We start from the raw sequence: 16,936 nt of genomic DNA on the forward strand, positions 1-16,936 counted from the left end.
CGGCCGCCCGCACGCACGAAGGTCCGGCCCCCACCCCGGGGGACCGGACCTTCGTCGTCCTTCCGACGGGACCGCGGCGACGCGGCCGGCCGGTCAGGCGTGGGCGGCTGCGGGCGGCGCCGTCTGGGTCGTGTCGGTGACGACGGCGCGCGGGACGGTCCCGACCTTGCGCAGCGCCCAGCCGACGAGCACGAACGTCACGCCGACGCCGAACACCAGGAGCGCGACGCCGAACGCGACGACCGAGGTGAACAGCGACGCCCTCAGGAACGACGCGGTCATGACCGTCGAGCGCGTCGGGTCGTCCTGGTCGAGCTCGGCGTACGTCTTGCCGCCCGACGCCTCGAGCGCGTGCGTGTTGATGATGTCCGCCTGGACCCACGCCTCCCAGGGCGTGTCGACGAGCTGGCCCTGGAATGCCGACGCGTCGTCGGACACCGTGATCTTCTCGGCGGCGAGGTTGCTCGCCACCGCTCCCCACGTGACTCCCCCGGCGACGATGAAGACGACGCCCAGGATCAAGGTGATGAGGCCGATGACGCGCACCGCGCCCGACCGTTCCCCCACTGCAGCACTCGACATTTCCCGATCCCTTCTGCACCACTGACAGAACGGGCCCGGACACCCGGGCCCGACAGGCCGAGCTCACGAGACAGCACCGTGCCCGTCGAGCGTATCCCCAGGTCGGCGGACGGAACAGGAGGTACAGGGCGACACACCCGCGCGGCGTCGGCCTGCCGGGCGACCTCGCGGGCCGCCCGGCAGGCGTCGACGATGCCCCGGCGGGCTCAGGCGGGGACGACGACGGGGCGCGCCTCGTCGGACGCGTCGCGCCGCGCGTCGGTGTCGGTCGACGGCGCGGCGAGCGAGCGCAGCGCCCCGCCGGCGAGCAGGAAGCCGACGCCCACCCCGACGACGAGGAGCGAGACGCCGAAGGCGATCACCGACGTCATGAGCGAGGCGCGCAGGAACGAGGCCGTCTGGACCATCGGTCGAGCCGCGTCGTCCTGGTCGAGCTCGGCGTAGGTGCGGCCGTCCGACTCGGCCATCGCATGACCGCGGATGGCCTCGGCCTGCGACCACGCCTCCCACGGGGTGTCGACGAGCTGACCGGCGAACGCGGGGGCGTCGTCGGAGACGTGGATCTCCTCCTGGCCGAGGCTCGCGCCGACGCCGAACCAGGTGGCGACGCCGGCGACGGCGAGCAGCGCTCCGAGCGCGAGGACGAGGGTGCCGAGAAGTCGAGCAGGACGACGGCGTGCACGTGCGGACATGGTGGTCCCCCTGATGGGTCGGTATCACGGACGTGCCGGGGTCAGGTGTGGACGAGCGACCCCGGCGAGGACATGCACCGCGCGGTCCCCGTGACGCTAGCCGCTGTCACGGTTCCTGTGCGCGCAGTTGTCCACGATGTGACAACGGGGCGTGTGACGAATCGGTTCAGTGCGTCCGCAACGAAAAAGTATCGAAAGTGCCGGTCAGCGCATCGCGCGGGCGCGCTCGTACTCGGCGAGCGCCGCTCCCAGCACGTCGTCCCAGCCGAACGCAGGACGGACCGTGCGGTTGTGCCTGCGGATGCCGGAGAGCAGCCGGCCGTCCTTGGCGAGGTGCACGACGGCCTCGGTCATCTCCGCGTCGTCGGCGACGAGCAGCCCGTCGACGCCGTCGGTGACGAACTCCGCGATGCCCGTGCCCCGGCGCGCCACGATCGCGAGCCCGGCGGTCCGGGCCTCGAGCGCGGCGATGCCGAACGCCTCGAGCTCCGCGGGGGCGAGGAACACGTCGGCGTGCGCGTAGGCGGCGCGCACCTGGGGTCGCGTCAGGCGGCCGCGCAGGTCGACGACGCCGTCGAGCCCCTGCGCCGACACCGCGGACCGGACCCGTCCGAGGGCCGGGCCCGACCCGATGATCGACAGGTGAAGGCGGCCGCGCGGCAGTCGTCGGGCGGCGGCGCCGACGAGCTCGACGAGCGGGACCGCCCGCTTGCGCGGGGCGAGACGCATCGTCGACACCAGGCGGACGGGCGCGGTCTCGTCGTCCACGGCAGGCGTCGTGGCGTCCGCGTCGGGTGCCCAGGCGTCGAGATCCAGCCCGTTCGGGACGACCGCGACCGGCGTCTCGAAGACCGCCTCGACGCGCGCGGCCGCGGCCGAGCTCACCGCCGACAGCGCGACCGGGGCCTCGGCCCAGCGCGTGCGCCGGACCGCGCCGCGCAGCGCCGGGACCGTGCCGTCGAGCATGCAGTGCCAGGTCACCGCCGTCGGCAGGCCGACGTCGAGCGCGAGCCGCGCGCCGTCGAACGCGAACGGCGACAGCACGCCCGCGTGCACGTGCACGACGTCGGGACGCAGGCCCTCGAACGCGGTCCGCAGCAGCCGAGGCCCGGCCGCGGGGTTGATCGGGAGGTCGAACGGGAGCCGCGCGCCCAGCCGGTGCACGTGCACCCCGTGCTCGACGTCGACCACACCGCCGCGCTCCCCCGCGACCCCGAGCGTCGCGGTGAGGACGTGCACGTCGTGCCCCTGCTCGGCCTGCCGGGCGGCGAGGTCGCCGACCTGCGACTCGATGCCGCCCGTGCGCGGCGCGTAGCAGTCGGAGACGTGGACGATCCGCACGGGTGGCCCCGGTCAGGCGCGCGCGTCGATGGCCGCGACGGCCTCGCGGTGGACGCGGCGCTCGAGCACGAACGACATGACCGGCACGACGCCCGCCAGCGCGAGCGTCACGAGCCGGCCGAGCCGCCAGCGCATCGTCGACCACAGGTCGAAGCAGGTGACCAGGTAGATGACGTAGACCCAGCCGTGCACCATCGCGATGATCCGCGCGGCCTCCGACCGCGGGTCGCCGTCGACGTTGAAGCCGGGCAGCTGCAGCACGTACTTGAGGATCATCTCGACGCAGAGCAGCAGCAGCATCGTGCCGGTGATCCACGCCATGACCCGGTAGCGCTGGGCCGCCCCGCGGGCGCGCTTCACCCAGGGCTTCGTCGTCGTCTCCGTCGTGCTCACCTGCTCCGGTCCTCCCGTCATGCCGTCGGTCACTCCCACTCGATCGTGCCCGGCGGCTTGCTCGTGACGTCGAGGACGACCCGGTTGACCTCGGGCACCTCGTTCGTGATGCGCGTGCTGATGGTCGCGAGCACGTCGTAGGGCAGACGCGTCCAGTCGGCCGTCATCGCGTCCTCGGAGGACACGGGCCGCAGGACGACGGGGTGGCCGTACGTGCGGCCGTCGCCCTGGACGCCGACGGAGCGGACGTCGGCGAGCAGCACGACCGGGCACTGCCAGATGTCGCGGTCGAGGCCGGCCCTCGTCAGCTCCTCGCGTGCGATCGCGTCGGCCGCGCGCAGGATGTCGAGCCGCTCCGCGGTGACCTCGCCGATGATGCGGATGCCCAGGCCGGGGCCCGGGAACGGCTGGCGCCAGACGATGACCTCGGGGACGCCGAGCTCGAGACCGACCGCGCGCACCTCGTCCTTGAAGAGCGTGCGCAGCGGCTCGACGAGCTCGAACTGCAGGTCGTCGGGCAGCCCGCCGACGTTGTGGTGCGACTTGATGTTCGCCGCACCCTCGCCGCCGCCGGACTCGACGACGTCGGGGTAGAGCGTGCCCTGGACGAGGAACTTCACGGCCTCGCCGTGCGCGCCCGCGTCCTCGACGACCTCGCGCGCCGCGTCCTCGAACACGCGGATGAACTCGCGGCCGATGATCTTGCGCTTGGTCTCGGGGTCGGTGTGGCCCGCGAGCGCGTGCAGGAAACGCTCGCGCGCGTCGACGATCTTGAGCTGCACGCCGGTCGCGGCGACGAAGTCCTTCTCGACCTGCTCCGCCTCGCCTGACCGCAGCAGCCCGTGGTCGACGAACACGCAGGTCAGCTGGTCCCCGACGGCCTTCTGCACGAGGGCCGCGGCGACGGACGAGTCGACGCCGCCGGACAGCCCGCAGATGACGCGCGCGTCGCCGACCTGCGCGCGGATGCGCTCGACCTGCTCGGCGATGACGTTGCCGGGGTTCCAGTCGGGCGCGAGGCCCGCACCCTCGTAGAGGAAGTTCTCGAGCGCCTGCTGCCCGAGCGGCGAGTGCTTGACCTCGGGGTGCCACTGCACGCCGAACAGGCGGCGCTCGCGGTCCTCGAACGCGGCGACGGGGCTGCCGGCGCTCGTCGCGAGGACCTCGAAGCCCTCGGGCGCGGCGTGCACGGCGTCGCCGTGGCTCATCCACACGGTCTGCTGCTCGGGGCTGCCCGCGAGGACCGTGCCGGCGTCGGTCACCTCGACCGCGGTGCCGCCGTACTCGCGCTGACCGGTCTGCGCGACGGTCCCGCCGAGGGCCTGCGCCATCGCCTGGAAGCCGTAGCAGATGCCGAGCACGGGCACGCCTGCCTCGAACAGGGACGGGTCGACGAACGGGGCACCCGTGGCGTACACGGACGACGGCCCGCCGGACAGGATGATCGCTGCCGGGTCCTTCGCGAGCAGGTCCGCGACGGAGGCCGTGTGCGGGACGATCTCCGAGTACACGTTCGCCTCACGGACCCGGCGCGCGATGAGCTGCGCGTACTGGGCGCCGAAGTCGACGACGAGGACCGGACGGTGCGCGGGGGGCGCCGGCGCGTGCGCAGGCGACAGCGGCTCAGGCGTCTGGGTCACGCCCCCAGGGTAGTCGTCGCGGCGGCGTCCTCGGCCCGGTCGTCCGCGCGGTGGCGGACGTCACTCCCGGGCTCTGGCACGCGCTGTCCGACGCGGGTCGATAAGCGTTCGAGGCGTGTCGGTACGCGGTCGTAACGTAGACGCTCGTGCGCTCGCTCCCCCTCCCCGACCCCGGCACCCCGCCGCTGACCGGTCCCGTCGCCTACCTCTGGTGGCTCGCCCGTCGGCAGTGGGGCATCCTCGCGGTCGCCGTGCTGCTGGGGATCGTCCTGTTCGCCTGCCAGGCGCTGCTCCCCTACCTCACGGGCCGCGCGATCGACGGCGGGCTCGAGCACGGCTTCGGCCCCGACCTGTGGCGGGCCGCGGGTGCGCTCGCCGCGCTCGGGATCGTCAGCGCCGCGGCCGGCGCGATCGGGCACCGCTACGACGTGGCGAACTGGCTGCGCGCCGCGTTCACGTCCTCCCAGCTGGTCGGGACGACCGTCGCCCGCTCCGGGCACGCGATCACCGCCGAGCTCCCGACCGGCGAGGTCGTCTCCGCCGTCGCCAACGACGCCCTGCGGGTCGGTGAGATCTACGCGATCGCCGCCCGCTTCATCGGCAGCCTCGTCGCGTACGGCGTCGCCGCCGTCCTCATGCTGCGCGTCTCCGTGAGCCTCGGCCTCGTCGTCCTGCTGGGGCTGCCGACCGTCGCCGCCGCGCTCGGCCTGCTCGTCAAGCCGGTGCAGAAGCGCCAGGTCGCCCAGCGCGAGGCGTCCGGTCGCCTGACGACGCTCGGCGCCGACACCGTCTCCGGCCTGCGCATCCTGCGCGGCATCGGTGGCGAGAACGTCTTCAACGCCCGCTACCGCGAGCAGTCGCAGCGGGTGCGCCGCCGCGGCGAGGAGGTCGCCGTCACGCAGTCCTGGCTGGACGCGCTCCAGGTGCTGCTGCCCGGCATGTTCGTCGCCGTGCTGATCTGGCTCGGCGCGCACATGGCGCTCGAGGGCACCATCACGCCCGGTCAGCTCGTCGCGACCTACGGGTACGCGGCGTTCCTCGCATGGCCTGTGCAGAACGCGACGATGTTCCTGCAGTCGGCGACGCGCGCGCACGTGGGCGCGGGCAAGGTCGTCAAGGTCCTGCAAGTCGTGCCGGCGACGGGTGCGCGTCCGGGCACCGCCGAGGCGCCCCCCGCCGGGTCGACGCTGGTCGACGAGACGAGCGGCGTCGTGCTCGAGCACGGCCGCGTCGTCGCCCTCGTCAGCGCCGACCCCGACGAGTCCGCCGCGATCGCGACCCGCATGGGCCGGTTCGACGACGAGGCCGAGAAGGACACGCCCGTGCGGCTGGGCGGCGTGCTGCTCGCCGACCTGCACAAGGAGGACGTGCGCACGCGCATCGTCGTCGCCGAGGCCACGCCCCACCTGTTCTCGGGCGCGCTCGGCGAGGAGCTCGACGTGCACGGCACGGGCGAGGAGCAGCGGCTGCTCGACGCGATCGCGCTCGCCGACGCCCACGACGTGCTCGACTCCGTGCCCGACGGCCTCGCCGGCGAGCTCCCCGAGAAGGGCCGCTCGCTGTCCGGCGGGCAGCGGCAGCGCGTCGCCCTCGCGCGGGCGCTGCTCCTCGACCCGGAGATCCTCGTGCTCGTCGAGCCGACCAGCGCGGTCGACGCGCACACCGAGGCCCGCATCGCCGGTCGGCTCGCCGACCACCGGCGCGGGCGCACGACGCTCGTCGTGACCGCGTCCCCGCTCGTGCTCGACCACGTCGACGAGGTGCAGCTCGTCCAGGACGGACGCCTGGTCGCCCGCGGCGCGCACGCCGAGCTGCTCGACGGCGCCGCCGGACCGGCCGTGGCCGCCGCGTACCGCCGCGTCGTGGGCCGCGACCTCGACACCGACACACCCCCGCACGGTGTGGCCGTCACCGACGACCTCGCCGACGTCTCGCCCGCAGGAGGACGACCGTGAAGCTCCCCATCGCCGACTCGGCGGCGGTGCGCGCGTACACCGGCCGCCTGTTCCGCACGCACCGCACCGACCTCACGCGCATCGCGACGCTGCACACGCTCGCCGCGGTCGCCGGGCTCGCGGGTCCGTGGATCCTCGGGCGGCTCGTCGACGCCGTCACCGACGGCACGACCGTCTCGTACATCAACACGCTCATCGGGCTCGGCGTGCTGGCCGTGCTCGCGCAGACCGTCCTCATCCGGTTCGCGCAGCGCCGGTCGATGGTCTTCGGCGAGAAGGTGTTCGCCGAGCTCCGCGAGGAGTTCATCGCCACGGTGACGTCGCTGCCGCTGTCGACCGTCGAGCGCGCCGGGACCGGTGACCTGGTGGCGCGCACGACGAACGACGTCAACCGGCTGCAGCACGCGGTCCGCTTCGGCGTCCCGCGCGTGATCGTCGCGGTCGTGACGATCACGCTCACCGTCGTCGCGAGCGTCATCCTGTCGCCGCTCGTCGCGGTCGCGATGTTCGTCGGCGTCCCCGGGATGCTGCTCGTCGTCCGCTGGTACCTCAAGCGCGCGACGCCCGCCTACCAGCGGGAGTCCGCGTCGTACGCGGCGCTCAACGGCACGATCACCGAGTCCGTCGAGGGTGCCCGCACCGTCGACGCGCTGCGGCTCGGCCCTCGCCGCCAGGCCCGCGTCGACGCCGACCTGCGCGAGGCGTTCGCCGCCGAGAAGGTCACGCTCGACCTGCGCACCGTGCTGTTCCCCGGCATCGACCTGGCGTTCGTGCTCGCGCCCGCGGCGGTCCTGGTCTGGGGCGGCTTCCTCGTGTCGCAGGGGTACGCGTCGCTCGGCGCGGTCACGACGATCGTCATGTACACGTACCAGGTCAGCGGCCCGGTGTGGGAGCTGATCTTCTGGGTCGACGAGATCCAGGTGGCGGCCACGTCGCTCGCGCGGATCGTCGGCGTGCAGCTCGTGTCGCCGGACCGTTCCGCCGGATCGGCGACGCCCGTGGACGAGGACGTGTCCGCGCGCGACCTGCGGTACGCGTACCGCGAGGGTCACGACGTGCTGCACGGCATCGACCTCGACCTGCGGTCCGGCGAGCGGCTCGCCGTCGTCGGCCCGTCCGGCGCCGGCAAGTCGACGCTCGGGCGCATGCTCGCCGGCATCCACCCGCCCACGGGCGGGTCCGTCACGGTCGGCGGTGTGCCGCTCGTCGAGCTGCCGCTCGAGGACCTGCGCGGGCACGTCGCGCTCGTCACGCAGGAGCACCACGTGTTCGTCGGCGAGCTCGCCGACAACCTGCGCCTGGCCAAGGAGGACGCGACCGACGCCGAGCTCGAGCACGCGCTGCGGGCCGTCGACGCCTGGGAGTGGGTGTCCGCGCTGCCCGAGGGGCTGACGACCGAGGTCGGGTCCGGCGGCACGCCGCTCACCCCGGCCCAGGCGCAGCAGATCGCGCTCGCGCGGCTCGTGCTGCTCGACCCGCACACCCTCGTGCTCGACGAGGCCACGTCGCTGCTCGACCCGCGCGCCGCCCGGCACCTCGAGCGGTCGCTGTCCGCCGTCCTCGAGGGCCGCACCGTCGTCGCGATCGCGCACCGGCTGCACACCGCGCACGACGCCGACCGCGTCGCCGTCGTCGACGCCGGGCGGATCACCGAGATCGGCCCGCACGACGAGCTCGTCGCCGCGGGGGGCGACTACGCCGCCCTGTGGCACTCGTGGCAGCACGAGTGATCTGACCGTGATCGCGCCGATCGCCCTGCGAGGGGGTGTCGTCCTTCCCGACGACGCCCTCTCGTGGCGTTTCTCGCGGTCCAGCGGGCCCGGCGGTCAGGGCGTCAACACCGCCGACTCGCGCGTCGAGCTCACCGTCGACGTCTCCGCCGTGCTGTGGGCCGTGCCCGAGCAGGAGGAGCGCGTCCGCTCGCGTCTGGCCGCGCGGCTGCGCGGTGACGTGCTGACCGTCGCCGCGTCCGAGCACCGGTCCCAGCTCCGCAACCGCGAGGCTGCCCTCACGCGCGTCGTCGCGCTGCTCGACGAGGCCCTCGCTCCCCCGGGCCCGCCCCGCCGGGCCACCCGCCCGAGCCGCGCGTCCCGCGAGCGCCGCGCGGCAGGCGAGCGGCAGCGCCGGGCGGTGAAGGAGCTCCGCCGACGCCCTCCTCTCGGCTGAACATCACTCCATCCGCGCATCCCGCGACCCGGCGATGAGTACCGCTCTAGGCCCACGAACGGTGGTCAGCACCGGGTCGGCGCCCGACCGCACGCGCGAACGGGCAGGTAGGCGGCCCGCAAGCCGACGGGTGAGAACCGGGACACCCCGTGTCGCCAAGGCGACGCGGGTCATGCCTCAGGGTTCGAAGGTGTAGCCCAGGCCCGGGTGGGTGATGAGGTGGCGGGGGTGGGACGGGTCGTCCTCGAGCTTGCGTCGGAGCTGGGCGGAGTAGACGCGCAGGTAGTGGGTCTCGTCGGAGTAGCCGGGGCCCCACACGTCCTGGAGGAGCTGGCGGCGCGAGACGAGGCGGCCGCGGTTCCGGACGAGGACCTCGAGCATCGCCCACTCGGTCGGCGTCAGGCGGACCTCGGTGCCGTCGCGCAGGACGCGGGCGCGGGCCAGGTCGATCGTCAGGTCGCCGGCGGTGACGACCGCCTCGCCCGGGTCGTCGGGGACGGCGGCGCGGCGGACGGCGGCGCGCAGGCGCGCGAGGAGCTCGTTCATCGCGAAGGGCTTGGTCACGTAGTCGTCGGCGCCGGCGTCGAGGGCGTCGACCTTGTCCTCGCCGTGCTGGCGCGCGGACAGGACGACGATCGGCACGCGCGTCCACGCGCGCAGGGCGGTGATGACGTCGAGGCCGCTCATGTCGGGCAGGCCCAGGTCGAGGAGGACCACGTCGGGTCGGTGGTGCGCGGCGGCGGACAGGGCGTGGGCGCCGTCGGCGGCGGTCGTCACCTGCCAGCCGGAGGCGCGCAGCGTGATCGCGAGGGCGTGCGCGAGGCCGGGCTCGTCGTCGACGACGAGGACGTGGGCGCCCGGGCGGGTCGGCTCGTCGGTCATCAGGTCGCGTCCGCGTCGGTGGTCGGGGGCAGGTCCGCGTCGGGGGTGGGGCGGCCGGGCACGGGCGTGGGCTCGGCGGCGTCGGCGCGCGCGGACGCGGTGGCGGGGGCGTCGGCGAGGGGCAGCACGAGGACCATGGTGAGGCCGCCGCCCGGGGTGTCCTCGGCGTGGAGGTCGGCGCCGACGGCCGTCGCGAGGCCCGACGCGACCGCGAGGCCGAGCCCCAACCCGGTGCCGGTGGTGTCGCCCAGACGCTGGAACGGCTCGAACATGCGCTCCTTCGAGTCGTCGGGCAGGCCGGGGCCGGTGTCGACGACGCGCAGCACCAGGTCCGAGCCGACCGGGGACGCGGTGACGACGACGGCCGTGCCCGCGGGGGCGTGGCGGACGGCGTTCGAGACGAGGTTGGCCACGACGCGTTCGAGCAGGCCGGGGTCGGTGCGGACCAGCGGCAGGGTCTCGGGGAGGTCGAGGCGGACCGCGTCGTGCGGGTAGCCCTCGACGGCGAGGGGGACGATCTCGTCGAGGGACGCGTCGCGCAGCACGGGGGCGACGGAGCCGGTCGCGAGGCGGGACAGGTCGAGCAGGTTGTCGATGAGTCGTTCGAGGCGACCGGTCGCGTCGCCCAGGGTGTCGACGAGAGCGGCGCGGTCTGCGGCGGCGAGGTGCAGGTTGCTCGCGGTGAGGGCGTCGACGGACGCGCGGATCGTCGCGAGCGGGGTGCGGAGGTCGTGCGAGACGGCGGCGAGCAGCGCGGTGCGGGTCGCGTCGGCCTGCTCGAGGACGCGGGCCTGCTCGGCGGCGCGGCGCAGGCGCGTCTGCTCGAGGACGGCACCGACCTGCGAGGCGAACGCGTCGAGCACGCGCCGGTCGGACGCGGGCAGGACGCGCCCGTCGAGCGCGAGCACCCGGGCGTCGTCGACGGTGACGACCGCGGACGCGTCGTCGGGCGTCGTCGGCGGCTCGGGGCCGTCCGACGCGAGGACGACCCACCACGCACGGCTGACGCGTCGAGGAGCGCCGTCGACGTCGCCGACGGCGCTCGCGGTCGGGCCGACCGCAGCGTCCGCTGGTCGCTCCAGCAGCGAGACCGCTCGGAGGGTGAACGTCTCGCGGAGGCGGGCGACGAGGGCGTCGGCGGTGTCCTCGCCGGTGAGGACGGCGCGCGTGACGGACGCGAGGGTCGAGGCCTCGGCGCGGGCGCGGAACGCCTCGGCGCTGCGGCGGGCCGCGAGGTCGACGACGGACGCGACACCCGCCGCGACGAGCACGAACACCACGAGGGCGAACGCGTTCTCGGGCTGCGCGATCGTGAGCCGACCGGTCGGCAGGGTGAAGAACCAGTTGAGCAGCACGAAGCCGGCGACGGCGCTGACGACGGCCGGCCAGAGCCCGCCGACGAGCGCGACGCCGACGGTGAGCGCGAGGAACAGCATGAGGTCCGTCGCGAGGGTCACTCCCCCGTCGAGCGCCGACAGCACGGCGGTCAGGACGACGGGACCGGCGACGGCCAGCAGCCACCCCGCCACGCGGCGGGCCCGGGACAGGGGCGACCGTCGCCGCCCCGACAACCGTCCGGACCGCGCGCGCTCGTGCGTGACGAGGTGCACGTCGACGGCCCCGGCCATGCGCGCGATCGACGTCCCGGTGCTGTCGGACAGCGCCTCGCGCCACCGCGGACGCCGGGACACCCCGACGACGACCATCGTCGCGTTGACCCCACGGGCGAAGTCGACGACGGCGGTCGCGACGTCCTCCCCCACGACGGTGTGGAAGGTGCCGCCGAGCGACTCGACGAGGCGTCGCTGCTCGGCGATGCGGGCAGGACCGGCGCTGGGCAGGCCGTCGGTCGCGAGGACGTGCACGGCGAGCAGCTCCGACCCGGCGGCGCGCTGCGCGATCCGGGCGCCGCGGCGGATGAGGGTGTCGCTCTCGGAGCCGCCGGTGACGGCGACGACGATCCGCTCACGCGCGGGCCACGGCGCGTCGATGCGGTGGTCGCGGCGGTAGTCGGTGAGGGCGTCGTCGACACGGTCCGCGAGCCACAGCAGCGCGAGCTCGCGCAGCGCGGTGAGGTTGCCGACGCGGAAGTACGACGACAGCGACGCGTCGACCTGCTCGGCGCGGTAGACGTTCCCGTGCGCGAGCCGGCGGCGCAGCGCCTGCGGCGGCAGGTCGACGAGCTGGATCTGGTCGGCGGCACGCACGACCTCGTCGGGGACGGTCTCGCGCTGGCGGATGCCGGTGATGGCCTCGACGTCGTCGTTGAGCGACTCGAGGTGCTGCACGTTGACGGTGGTGACGACGTCGATCCCCGCGTCGAGCAGGTCGTGCACGTCCTGCCAGCGCTTGGCGTGCCCGGCGCCGGGGACGTTGGTGTGCGCGAGCTCGTCGACCATCGCGACCTGCGGACGGCGCGCGACGACTGCGGCGACGTCGAGCTCGGTCAGGTCCTGACCCCGGTAGGCGATCGTGCGGCGAGGGACGACCTCGAGGCCGTCGAGCAGCGCGGCGGTGCCCAGGCGGCCGTGCGTCTCGACGAGCCCGACGACCACGTCGGTGCCGCGCGACAGGCGCCGGTGCGCCTCGTCGAGCATCGCGTACGTCTTGCCGACGCCGGGTGCGGCGCCCAGGTACACGGTGAGGCGCCCGCGCCGCGCGCCGGGCGCGGCGGGTGCCGGGGGCGCCGGCGGGGTACCGGTGTCCGACCGCGACCCGTCGGCACCCGGCACGGGCCGTGCGCGCCCCGGCCCCGGTGCGGGGTCGGGACGCGCGGCGCCGTCCGGGCTGGTCACGAGCCCATTGTCCGCAGCGCCAGGTTGAGGCGCAGCACGCTGACGCGCGGCTCGCCGAGGAACCCGAGGTCACGCCCGACGACGGAGCGCTCGACGAGTGCCGCGACGTCGGCGACGGGCAGCCCGTTCTCACGGGCGACGCGCGCGACCTGCAGCCGCGCGTACGCGGGCGAGACGTCGGGGTCGAGCCCGGACCCGGACGCCGTGACGGCGTCGGGCGGGACGAACGCCGGGTCGACGCCCTCGCGCTCCGCGACCGCGGCCCGGCGCGCGTCGATCTCCGCGACCAGGTCGGGGTTGTTCGGCCCGAGGTTGGACCCGCCGGACGCGAGCGTGTCGTACCCGTCGCCCGCGACGGACGGTCGCGGCTGGAACCAGCGCGGCCCGTCGAAGGTCTGCCCGACGAGGGCGGACCCGACGGCGTCCGACGCGGCCCGCACGTGCGACCCGTCGGCCGCGACGAGCGACCCGTCGGCGCGCCAGCCGAGCGCGACCTGCGCGACGCCGGTCACGGCGAGCGGGTAGGCGACGCCGAGCAGGACGGTGAGGACGAGCAGCACGCGCAGGCCGGCGAGGGTCTGCCGCACGAACGGGACGACGTTGGCTGGCCGGCCCGACCCGACGGACGGGACGGCGGCGGGTGCGGGCGAGGTGAGCGTGGACATCAGGCGATCCCGGGGAGCAGCGAGAGGACGAGGTCGATGATCTTGATCCCGACGAACGGCGCGACGAGCCCGCCGACGCCGTAGACGAGGAGGTTGCGGCGGAGCATCGCGGACGCCGACGCGGGCCGGTACCCGACGCCGCGCAGCGCGAGCGGCAGGAGCGCGACGATGACGAGCGCGTTGAACACGACCGCGGAGAGGATCGCCGACTCGGGCGACGACAGCCGCATCACGTTGAGGACCCCGAGCTGCGGGAAGGCGCCGACGAACATCGCGGGGAGGATCGCGAAGTACTTCGCGACGTCGTTCGCGATCGAGAACGTGGTGAGCGCGCCGCGCGTGAGGAGCAGCTGCTTGCCGATCTCGACGATCTCGATGAGCTTCGTCGGGTTGGAGTCGAGGTCGACCATGTTCCCCGCCTCCTTGGCGGCGGTCGTGCCGGTGTTCATCGCGACGCCGACGTCGGCCTGCGCGAGCGCGGGCGCGTCGTTGGTGCCGTCGCCGGCCATGGCGACGAGCCGCCCGCCCTGCTGCTCGCGCCGGATGAGCGCGAGCTTGTCCTCGGGCGTGGCCTCGGCGAGCACGTCGTCGACGCCGGCCTCGGCGGCGATGGCGCGCGCGGTCAGCGGGTTGTCGCCCGTGACCATGACGGTGCGGATGCCCATGGCGCGCAGCGCGTCGAACCGCTCGCGCATGCCCTCCTTGACGACGTCCTTGAGATGGATCACGCCGAGCACGCGCGCGGGCGACGACCCGACCTGCTCGGCGACGACGAGCGGCGTCCCGCCCGACGCGGAGATGGCGTCGACGGTGGCCGCGACGTCGGCACCCGCGTGCCCGCCGGTCGAGCGCACCCAGTGCGTGACGGCCGCGGCGGCGCCCTTGCGGACCCGTCGGTCGGCGCCCGGCAGGTCCACGCCGCTCATGCGCGTCCGTGCCGTGAAGGGCACGAGCGCCGCGTCGACCAGGTCGCCCTCGGGCCGCGCGCGCAGGCCGAACCGCTCCTTGACCAGCACGAGCACCGAGCGGCCTTCGGGCGTCTCGTCGGCCATCGACGACAGCTGGGCCGCGTCGGCCAGGCTCTCCGGCGTGACTCCCGGTGCGGGCAGCAGATCGGCGGCCTGCCGGTTGCCGAGCGTGATCGTGCCGGTCTTGTCGAGCAGCAGCACGTCCACGTCGCCCGCGGCCTCGACGGCCCGCCCCGACATCGCGAGCACGTTGCGCCGCACGAGCCGGTCCATGCCCGCGATGCCGATCGCCGACAGCAGCGCACCGATCGTCGTCGGGATCAGGCAGACCAGCAGCGCGACGAGCACGACGAGGTCCTGCGTCGCGCCGCTGTACGTCGCGAACGGCTGGAGCGTCACGACGGCCAGCAGGAACACGATCGTCAGCGTCGTGAGGAGCACGTTGAGCGCGACCTCGTTGGGCGTCTTCTGCCGCGCCGACCCCTCGACGAGCGCGATCATCCGGTCGACGAACGTCTGCCCGGGCTGCGCGGTGATGCGCACGACGATCCGGTCGGACAGCACGACCGTGCCGCCCGTGACGGCGGACCGGTCGCCGCCCGACTCGCGGATCACGGGGGCGGACTCGCCGGTGATGGCCGACTCGTCGACGGACGCGACGCCCTCGACGACGTCGCCGTCGGAGGGGATCGTCTCCCCCGCCGCGACCACGACGACGTCACCGACCCGCAGCGCCGACGACGGCACCTCCTCGGTCGGCGGACCGTCGACGGCCCCCGACGAGACGACTCCCGCGCCGCCGACGACGCGCCGCGCGGTCGTCTGCCGCTGCGTCGCCCGCAGGCTCGCCGCCTGCGCCTTGCCGCGCCCCTCGGCGACGGCCTCGGCGAGCGTCGCGAACAGGACGGTGGCCCACAGCCACAGCGCGACGGCCCAGGCGAAGACGGACGGGTCGAGCGCGGCGAGGACGGTCGTGAACGCGGCGCCGACCTCGACGACGAGCACCACGGGCGCGTCCCACAGCCGTCGGGGGTCGAGACCGCGGACCGCGGCGGGGACGGCGGCCAGCAGCTGGCGGCCGGACAGCGCGGACGCGGGCGCCACACGGTGAGGCGTACCGGTGGACGCCCCGGCCGGGCGGGCCGGGGTCAGGGTGGTGCTCATGACAGGGACTCCACGACGGGACCGAGGGACAGGACGGGGACGAAGGTGAGCGCCACGACGACGAGGGTGACGCTCACGAGCAGCCCGACGAACAGGGGGCCGTGCGTCGGCAGCGTCCCGGACCCGGCGGGCACGGTCCGCTGCGACGAGAGCCGCCCGGCGAGCGCGAGGACGAGCGCGATGGGTACGAACCGGCCGACGAGCATCGCGAGGCCGAGCAGCACGTTGTAGAACGGCGTGCCGCTCGTGAGCCCACCGAAGGCAGACCCGTTGTTGTTGCCCGCAGAGGCGAACGCGTACAGCACCTCGGACAGCCCGTGCGGGCCGGCCTCCTGGATGCCGGCCTGCCCGGCGGGCAGCGCGACCGCGAGCGCGGTCCCCACGAGCACGATCGCGGGCATGGTGAGGACGACGAGCGCGACGAGCGTGATCTCCTGCCGCCCGATCTTCTTGCCGAGGTACTCGGGCGTGCGCCCGACCATGAGCCCGGCGAGGAAGACCGCGACGATCGCGAGGACGAGCAGCCCGTAGAGCCCGCTGCCGATGCCGCCGGGCGCGACCTCGCCGAGCAGCATGTTGACGAGCGTGACGCCGCCGCCGGGTGCGGTGAGCGAGTCGTGCATCGCGTTGACGGCGCCGGTCGACGTGCCGGTCGTGGACGCGGCGAACAGCGCGGACGCGGCCGCGCCGAACCGCGTCTCCTTGCCCTCCAGCGCGGCACCGGCGGCGGCGGGCGCGAGCCCCGGTCCGGCGGTCTCGGCCCAGGTCAGCACCGCGACCGAGCCGGCCCAGAGCACGCCCATCGTGGCGAGCACCGCCCAGCCCTGGCGGCGGTCCCCGACCATGAGGCCGAACGCGCGCGGCAGCGAGAGCGGGACGAGCAGCATGAGCACGACCTGGAGGGCGCTCGTCCACGGCGTCGGGTTCTCGAACGGGTGCGCCGAGTTGGCGTTGAAGAACCCGCCGCCGTTGGTGCCGAGCTGCTTGATCGCCTCCTGCGACGCGACAGGTCCGCCGAGCACGTGCTGGGTGCCGCCGGCCAGGGTCGTGACCTCGGTCGGCGCGTGCAGGTTCTGGATCACGCCGCCCGCGACGAGCGCGAGCGCCGCGACGAACGCGAGCGGCAGCAGGACCCGCACGGAGCCGCGCACGAGGTCGGACCAGAAGTTGCCGACACGCGCGTCGGTGCCGGACCGCGCGAAGCCGCGGATCAGCGCGACCGCGACCGCGAGCCCGACGGCGGCCGACACGAAGTTCTGCACCGCGAGCCCGGCCATCTGGAGCAGGTGCCCGGCGGCGGTCTCGCCCGAGTACCACTGCCAGTTGGTGTTGGTCACGAACGAGACGGCGGTGTTCCACGCCCCCGCGGGGTCCATCGGGGGCGCGCCGACCGACAGCGGCAGCCGGTCCTGGAGCCGGGCCAGCCCGAACAGCACGAGGACGGACGCGAGCGAGAAACCGAGGAGCGACAGGAGGTAGGTGCTCCACCGCTGCTCGGCGTCGGGGTCGACGCGCATGACGCGGTACCCGACGCGCTCGACGGCGAGGTGCCTGCGGGAGGTGAAGACGCGCGCGAGGTACGCGCCGAGCGGGCGGTGCGCGGCCGCGAGGACCACGACGACGAGCCCGACCTGGAGGACGGTGGTCACCGCGCTCACCGGACCTTGTCGGCGCGCAGCAGCTGCACGACGAG

The 16,936-nt window shown here is 74.6% G+C and carries 13 protein-coding genes; 3 read left to right on the forward strand and 10 right to left on the reverse strand.

The window, feature by feature from the left end:
• Positions 1 to 93: 93 nt before the first annotated feature.
• The 5 genes from GXP71_RS10875 to guaA all read right to left on the reverse strand — a co-directional run bounded on the left by GXP71_RS10875 (position 94) and on the right by guaA (position 4,648).
• Positions 94 to 582 (reverse strand): aromatic ring-opening dioxygenase LigA, encoded by a 489-nt coding sequence (locus GXP71_RS10875; RefSeq protein WP_162352676.1) that lies wholly within the window; start codon positions 580 to 582, stop codon positions 94 to 96.
• A 206-nt stretch (positions 583 to 788) separates the two neighbouring features.
• Positions 789 to 1,274 carry an aromatic ring-opening dioxygenase LigA gene (locus GXP71_RS10880; protein ID WP_162352677.1) on the reverse strand — a complete coding sequence of 162 codons (486 nt, stop codon included), beginning with the start codon at positions 1,272 to 1,274 and terminating at the stop codon, positions 789 to 791.
• A 204-nt stretch (positions 1,275 to 1,478) separates the two neighbouring features.
• Positions 1,479 to 2,615: a glycosyltransferase family 4 protein gene (locus tag GXP71_RS10885; protein WP_162352678.1), complete on the reverse strand. Its 1,137-nt coding sequence runs from the start codon at positions 2,613 to 2,615 to the stop codon at positions 1,479 to 1,481.
• A gap of 12 nt (positions 2,616 to 2,627) precedes the next feature.
• On the reverse strand, positions 2,628 to 3,029 hold the full coding sequence (locus tag GXP71_RS10890; RefSeq protein ID WP_162352679.1) for a DUF3817 domain-containing protein: 402 nt from the start codon (positions 3,027 to 3,029) through the stop codon (positions 2,628 to 2,630).
• Positions 3,030 to 3,037: 8 nt separating this feature from the next.
• On the reverse strand, positions 3,038 to 4,648 hold the full coding sequence (gene guaA, locus GXP71_RS10895; RefSeq protein ID WP_304515687.1) for a glutamine-hydrolyzing GMP synthase: 1,611 nt from the start codon (positions 4,646 to 4,648) through the stop codon (positions 3,038 to 3,040).
• Between the two features lie 146 nt (positions 4,649 to 4,794).
• Between guaA and GXP71_RS10900 the strand changes: the two genes are divergently transcribed.
• Genes GXP71_RS10900 through arfB form a run of 3 tightly spaced genes read left to right on the forward strand, consistent with a single transcriptional unit; the run spans position 4,795 to position 8,769 of the window.
• Entirely contained in the window at positions 4,795 to 6,603 is a 1,809-nt protein-coding gene (locus tag GXP71_RS10900; RefSeq protein WP_162352680.1) for an ABC transporter ATP-binding protein, read from the forward strand.
• Positions 6,600 to 8,333, forward strand: coding sequence for an ABC transporter ATP-binding protein (locus GXP71_RS10905; protein ID WP_162352681.1), 1,734 nt, complete (start codon positions 6,600 to 6,602; stop codon positions 8,331 to 8,333). Before GXP71_RS10900 ends, GXP71_RS10905 begins: the two co-directional genes overlap by 4 nt.
• Positions 8,334 to 8,340: 7 nt before the next feature.
• Positions 8,341 to 8,769 carry an alternative ribosome rescue aminoacyl-tRNA hydrolase ArfB gene (arfB, locus tag GXP71_RS10910; RefSeq protein ID WP_124341539.1) on the forward strand — a complete coding sequence of 143 codons (429 nt, stop codon included), beginning with the start codon at positions 8,341 to 8,343 and terminating at the stop codon, positions 8,767 to 8,769.
• Positions 8,770 to 8,946: 177 nt separating this feature from the next.
• On the opposite strand, the gene GXP71_RS10915 is transcribed toward arfB, so the two are convergent.
• From GXP71_RS10915 to kdpA, 5 genes are all read right to left on the reverse strand, one after another.
• Positions 8,947 to 9,651, reverse strand: coding sequence for a response regulator (locus GXP71_RS10915; protein ID WP_162352682.1), 705 nt, complete (start codon positions 9,649 to 9,651; stop codon positions 8,947 to 8,949).
• Positions 9,651 to 12,248 carry an ATP-binding protein gene (locus GXP71_RS10920; RefSeq protein ID WP_238402747.1) on the reverse strand — a complete coding sequence of 866 codons (2,598 nt, stop codon included), beginning with the start codon at positions 12,246 to 12,248 and terminating at the stop codon, positions 9,651 to 9,653. Before GXP71_RS10920 ends, GXP71_RS10915 begins: the two co-directional genes overlap by 1 nt.
• A 194-nt stretch (positions 12,249 to 12,442) precedes the next feature.
• Positions 12,443 to 13,111: a potassium-transporting ATPase subunit KdpC gene (gene kdpC / locus GXP71_RS10925; protein ID WP_162352683.1), complete on the reverse strand. Its 669-nt coding sequence runs from the start codon at positions 13,109 to 13,111 to the stop codon at positions 12,443 to 12,445.
• Positions 13,111 to 15,243 (reverse strand): potassium-transporting ATPase subunit KdpB, encoded by a 2,133-nt coding sequence (gene kdpB, locus GXP71_RS10930; RefSeq protein WP_162352684.1) that lies wholly within the window; start codon positions 15,241 to 15,243, stop codon positions 13,111 to 13,113. The genes kdpC and kdpB overlap by 1 nt, the downstream gene beginning before the upstream one ends.
• Positions 15,240 to 16,901 (reverse strand): potassium-transporting ATPase subunit KdpA, encoded by a 1,662-nt coding sequence (gene kdpA, locus GXP71_RS10935; protein WP_162352685.1) that lies wholly within the window; start codon positions 16,899 to 16,901, stop codon positions 15,240 to 15,242. Before kdpA ends, kdpB begins: the two co-directional genes overlap by 4 nt.
• Positions 16,902 to 16,936 lie beyond the last annotated feature (35 nt).

This window comes from Cellulomonas sp. H30R-01, from assembly GCF_010119915.1.
Classification (GTDB): domain Bacteria; phylum Actinomycetota; class Actinomycetes; order Actinomycetales; family Cellulomonadaceae; genus Cellulomonas; species Cellulomonas algicola.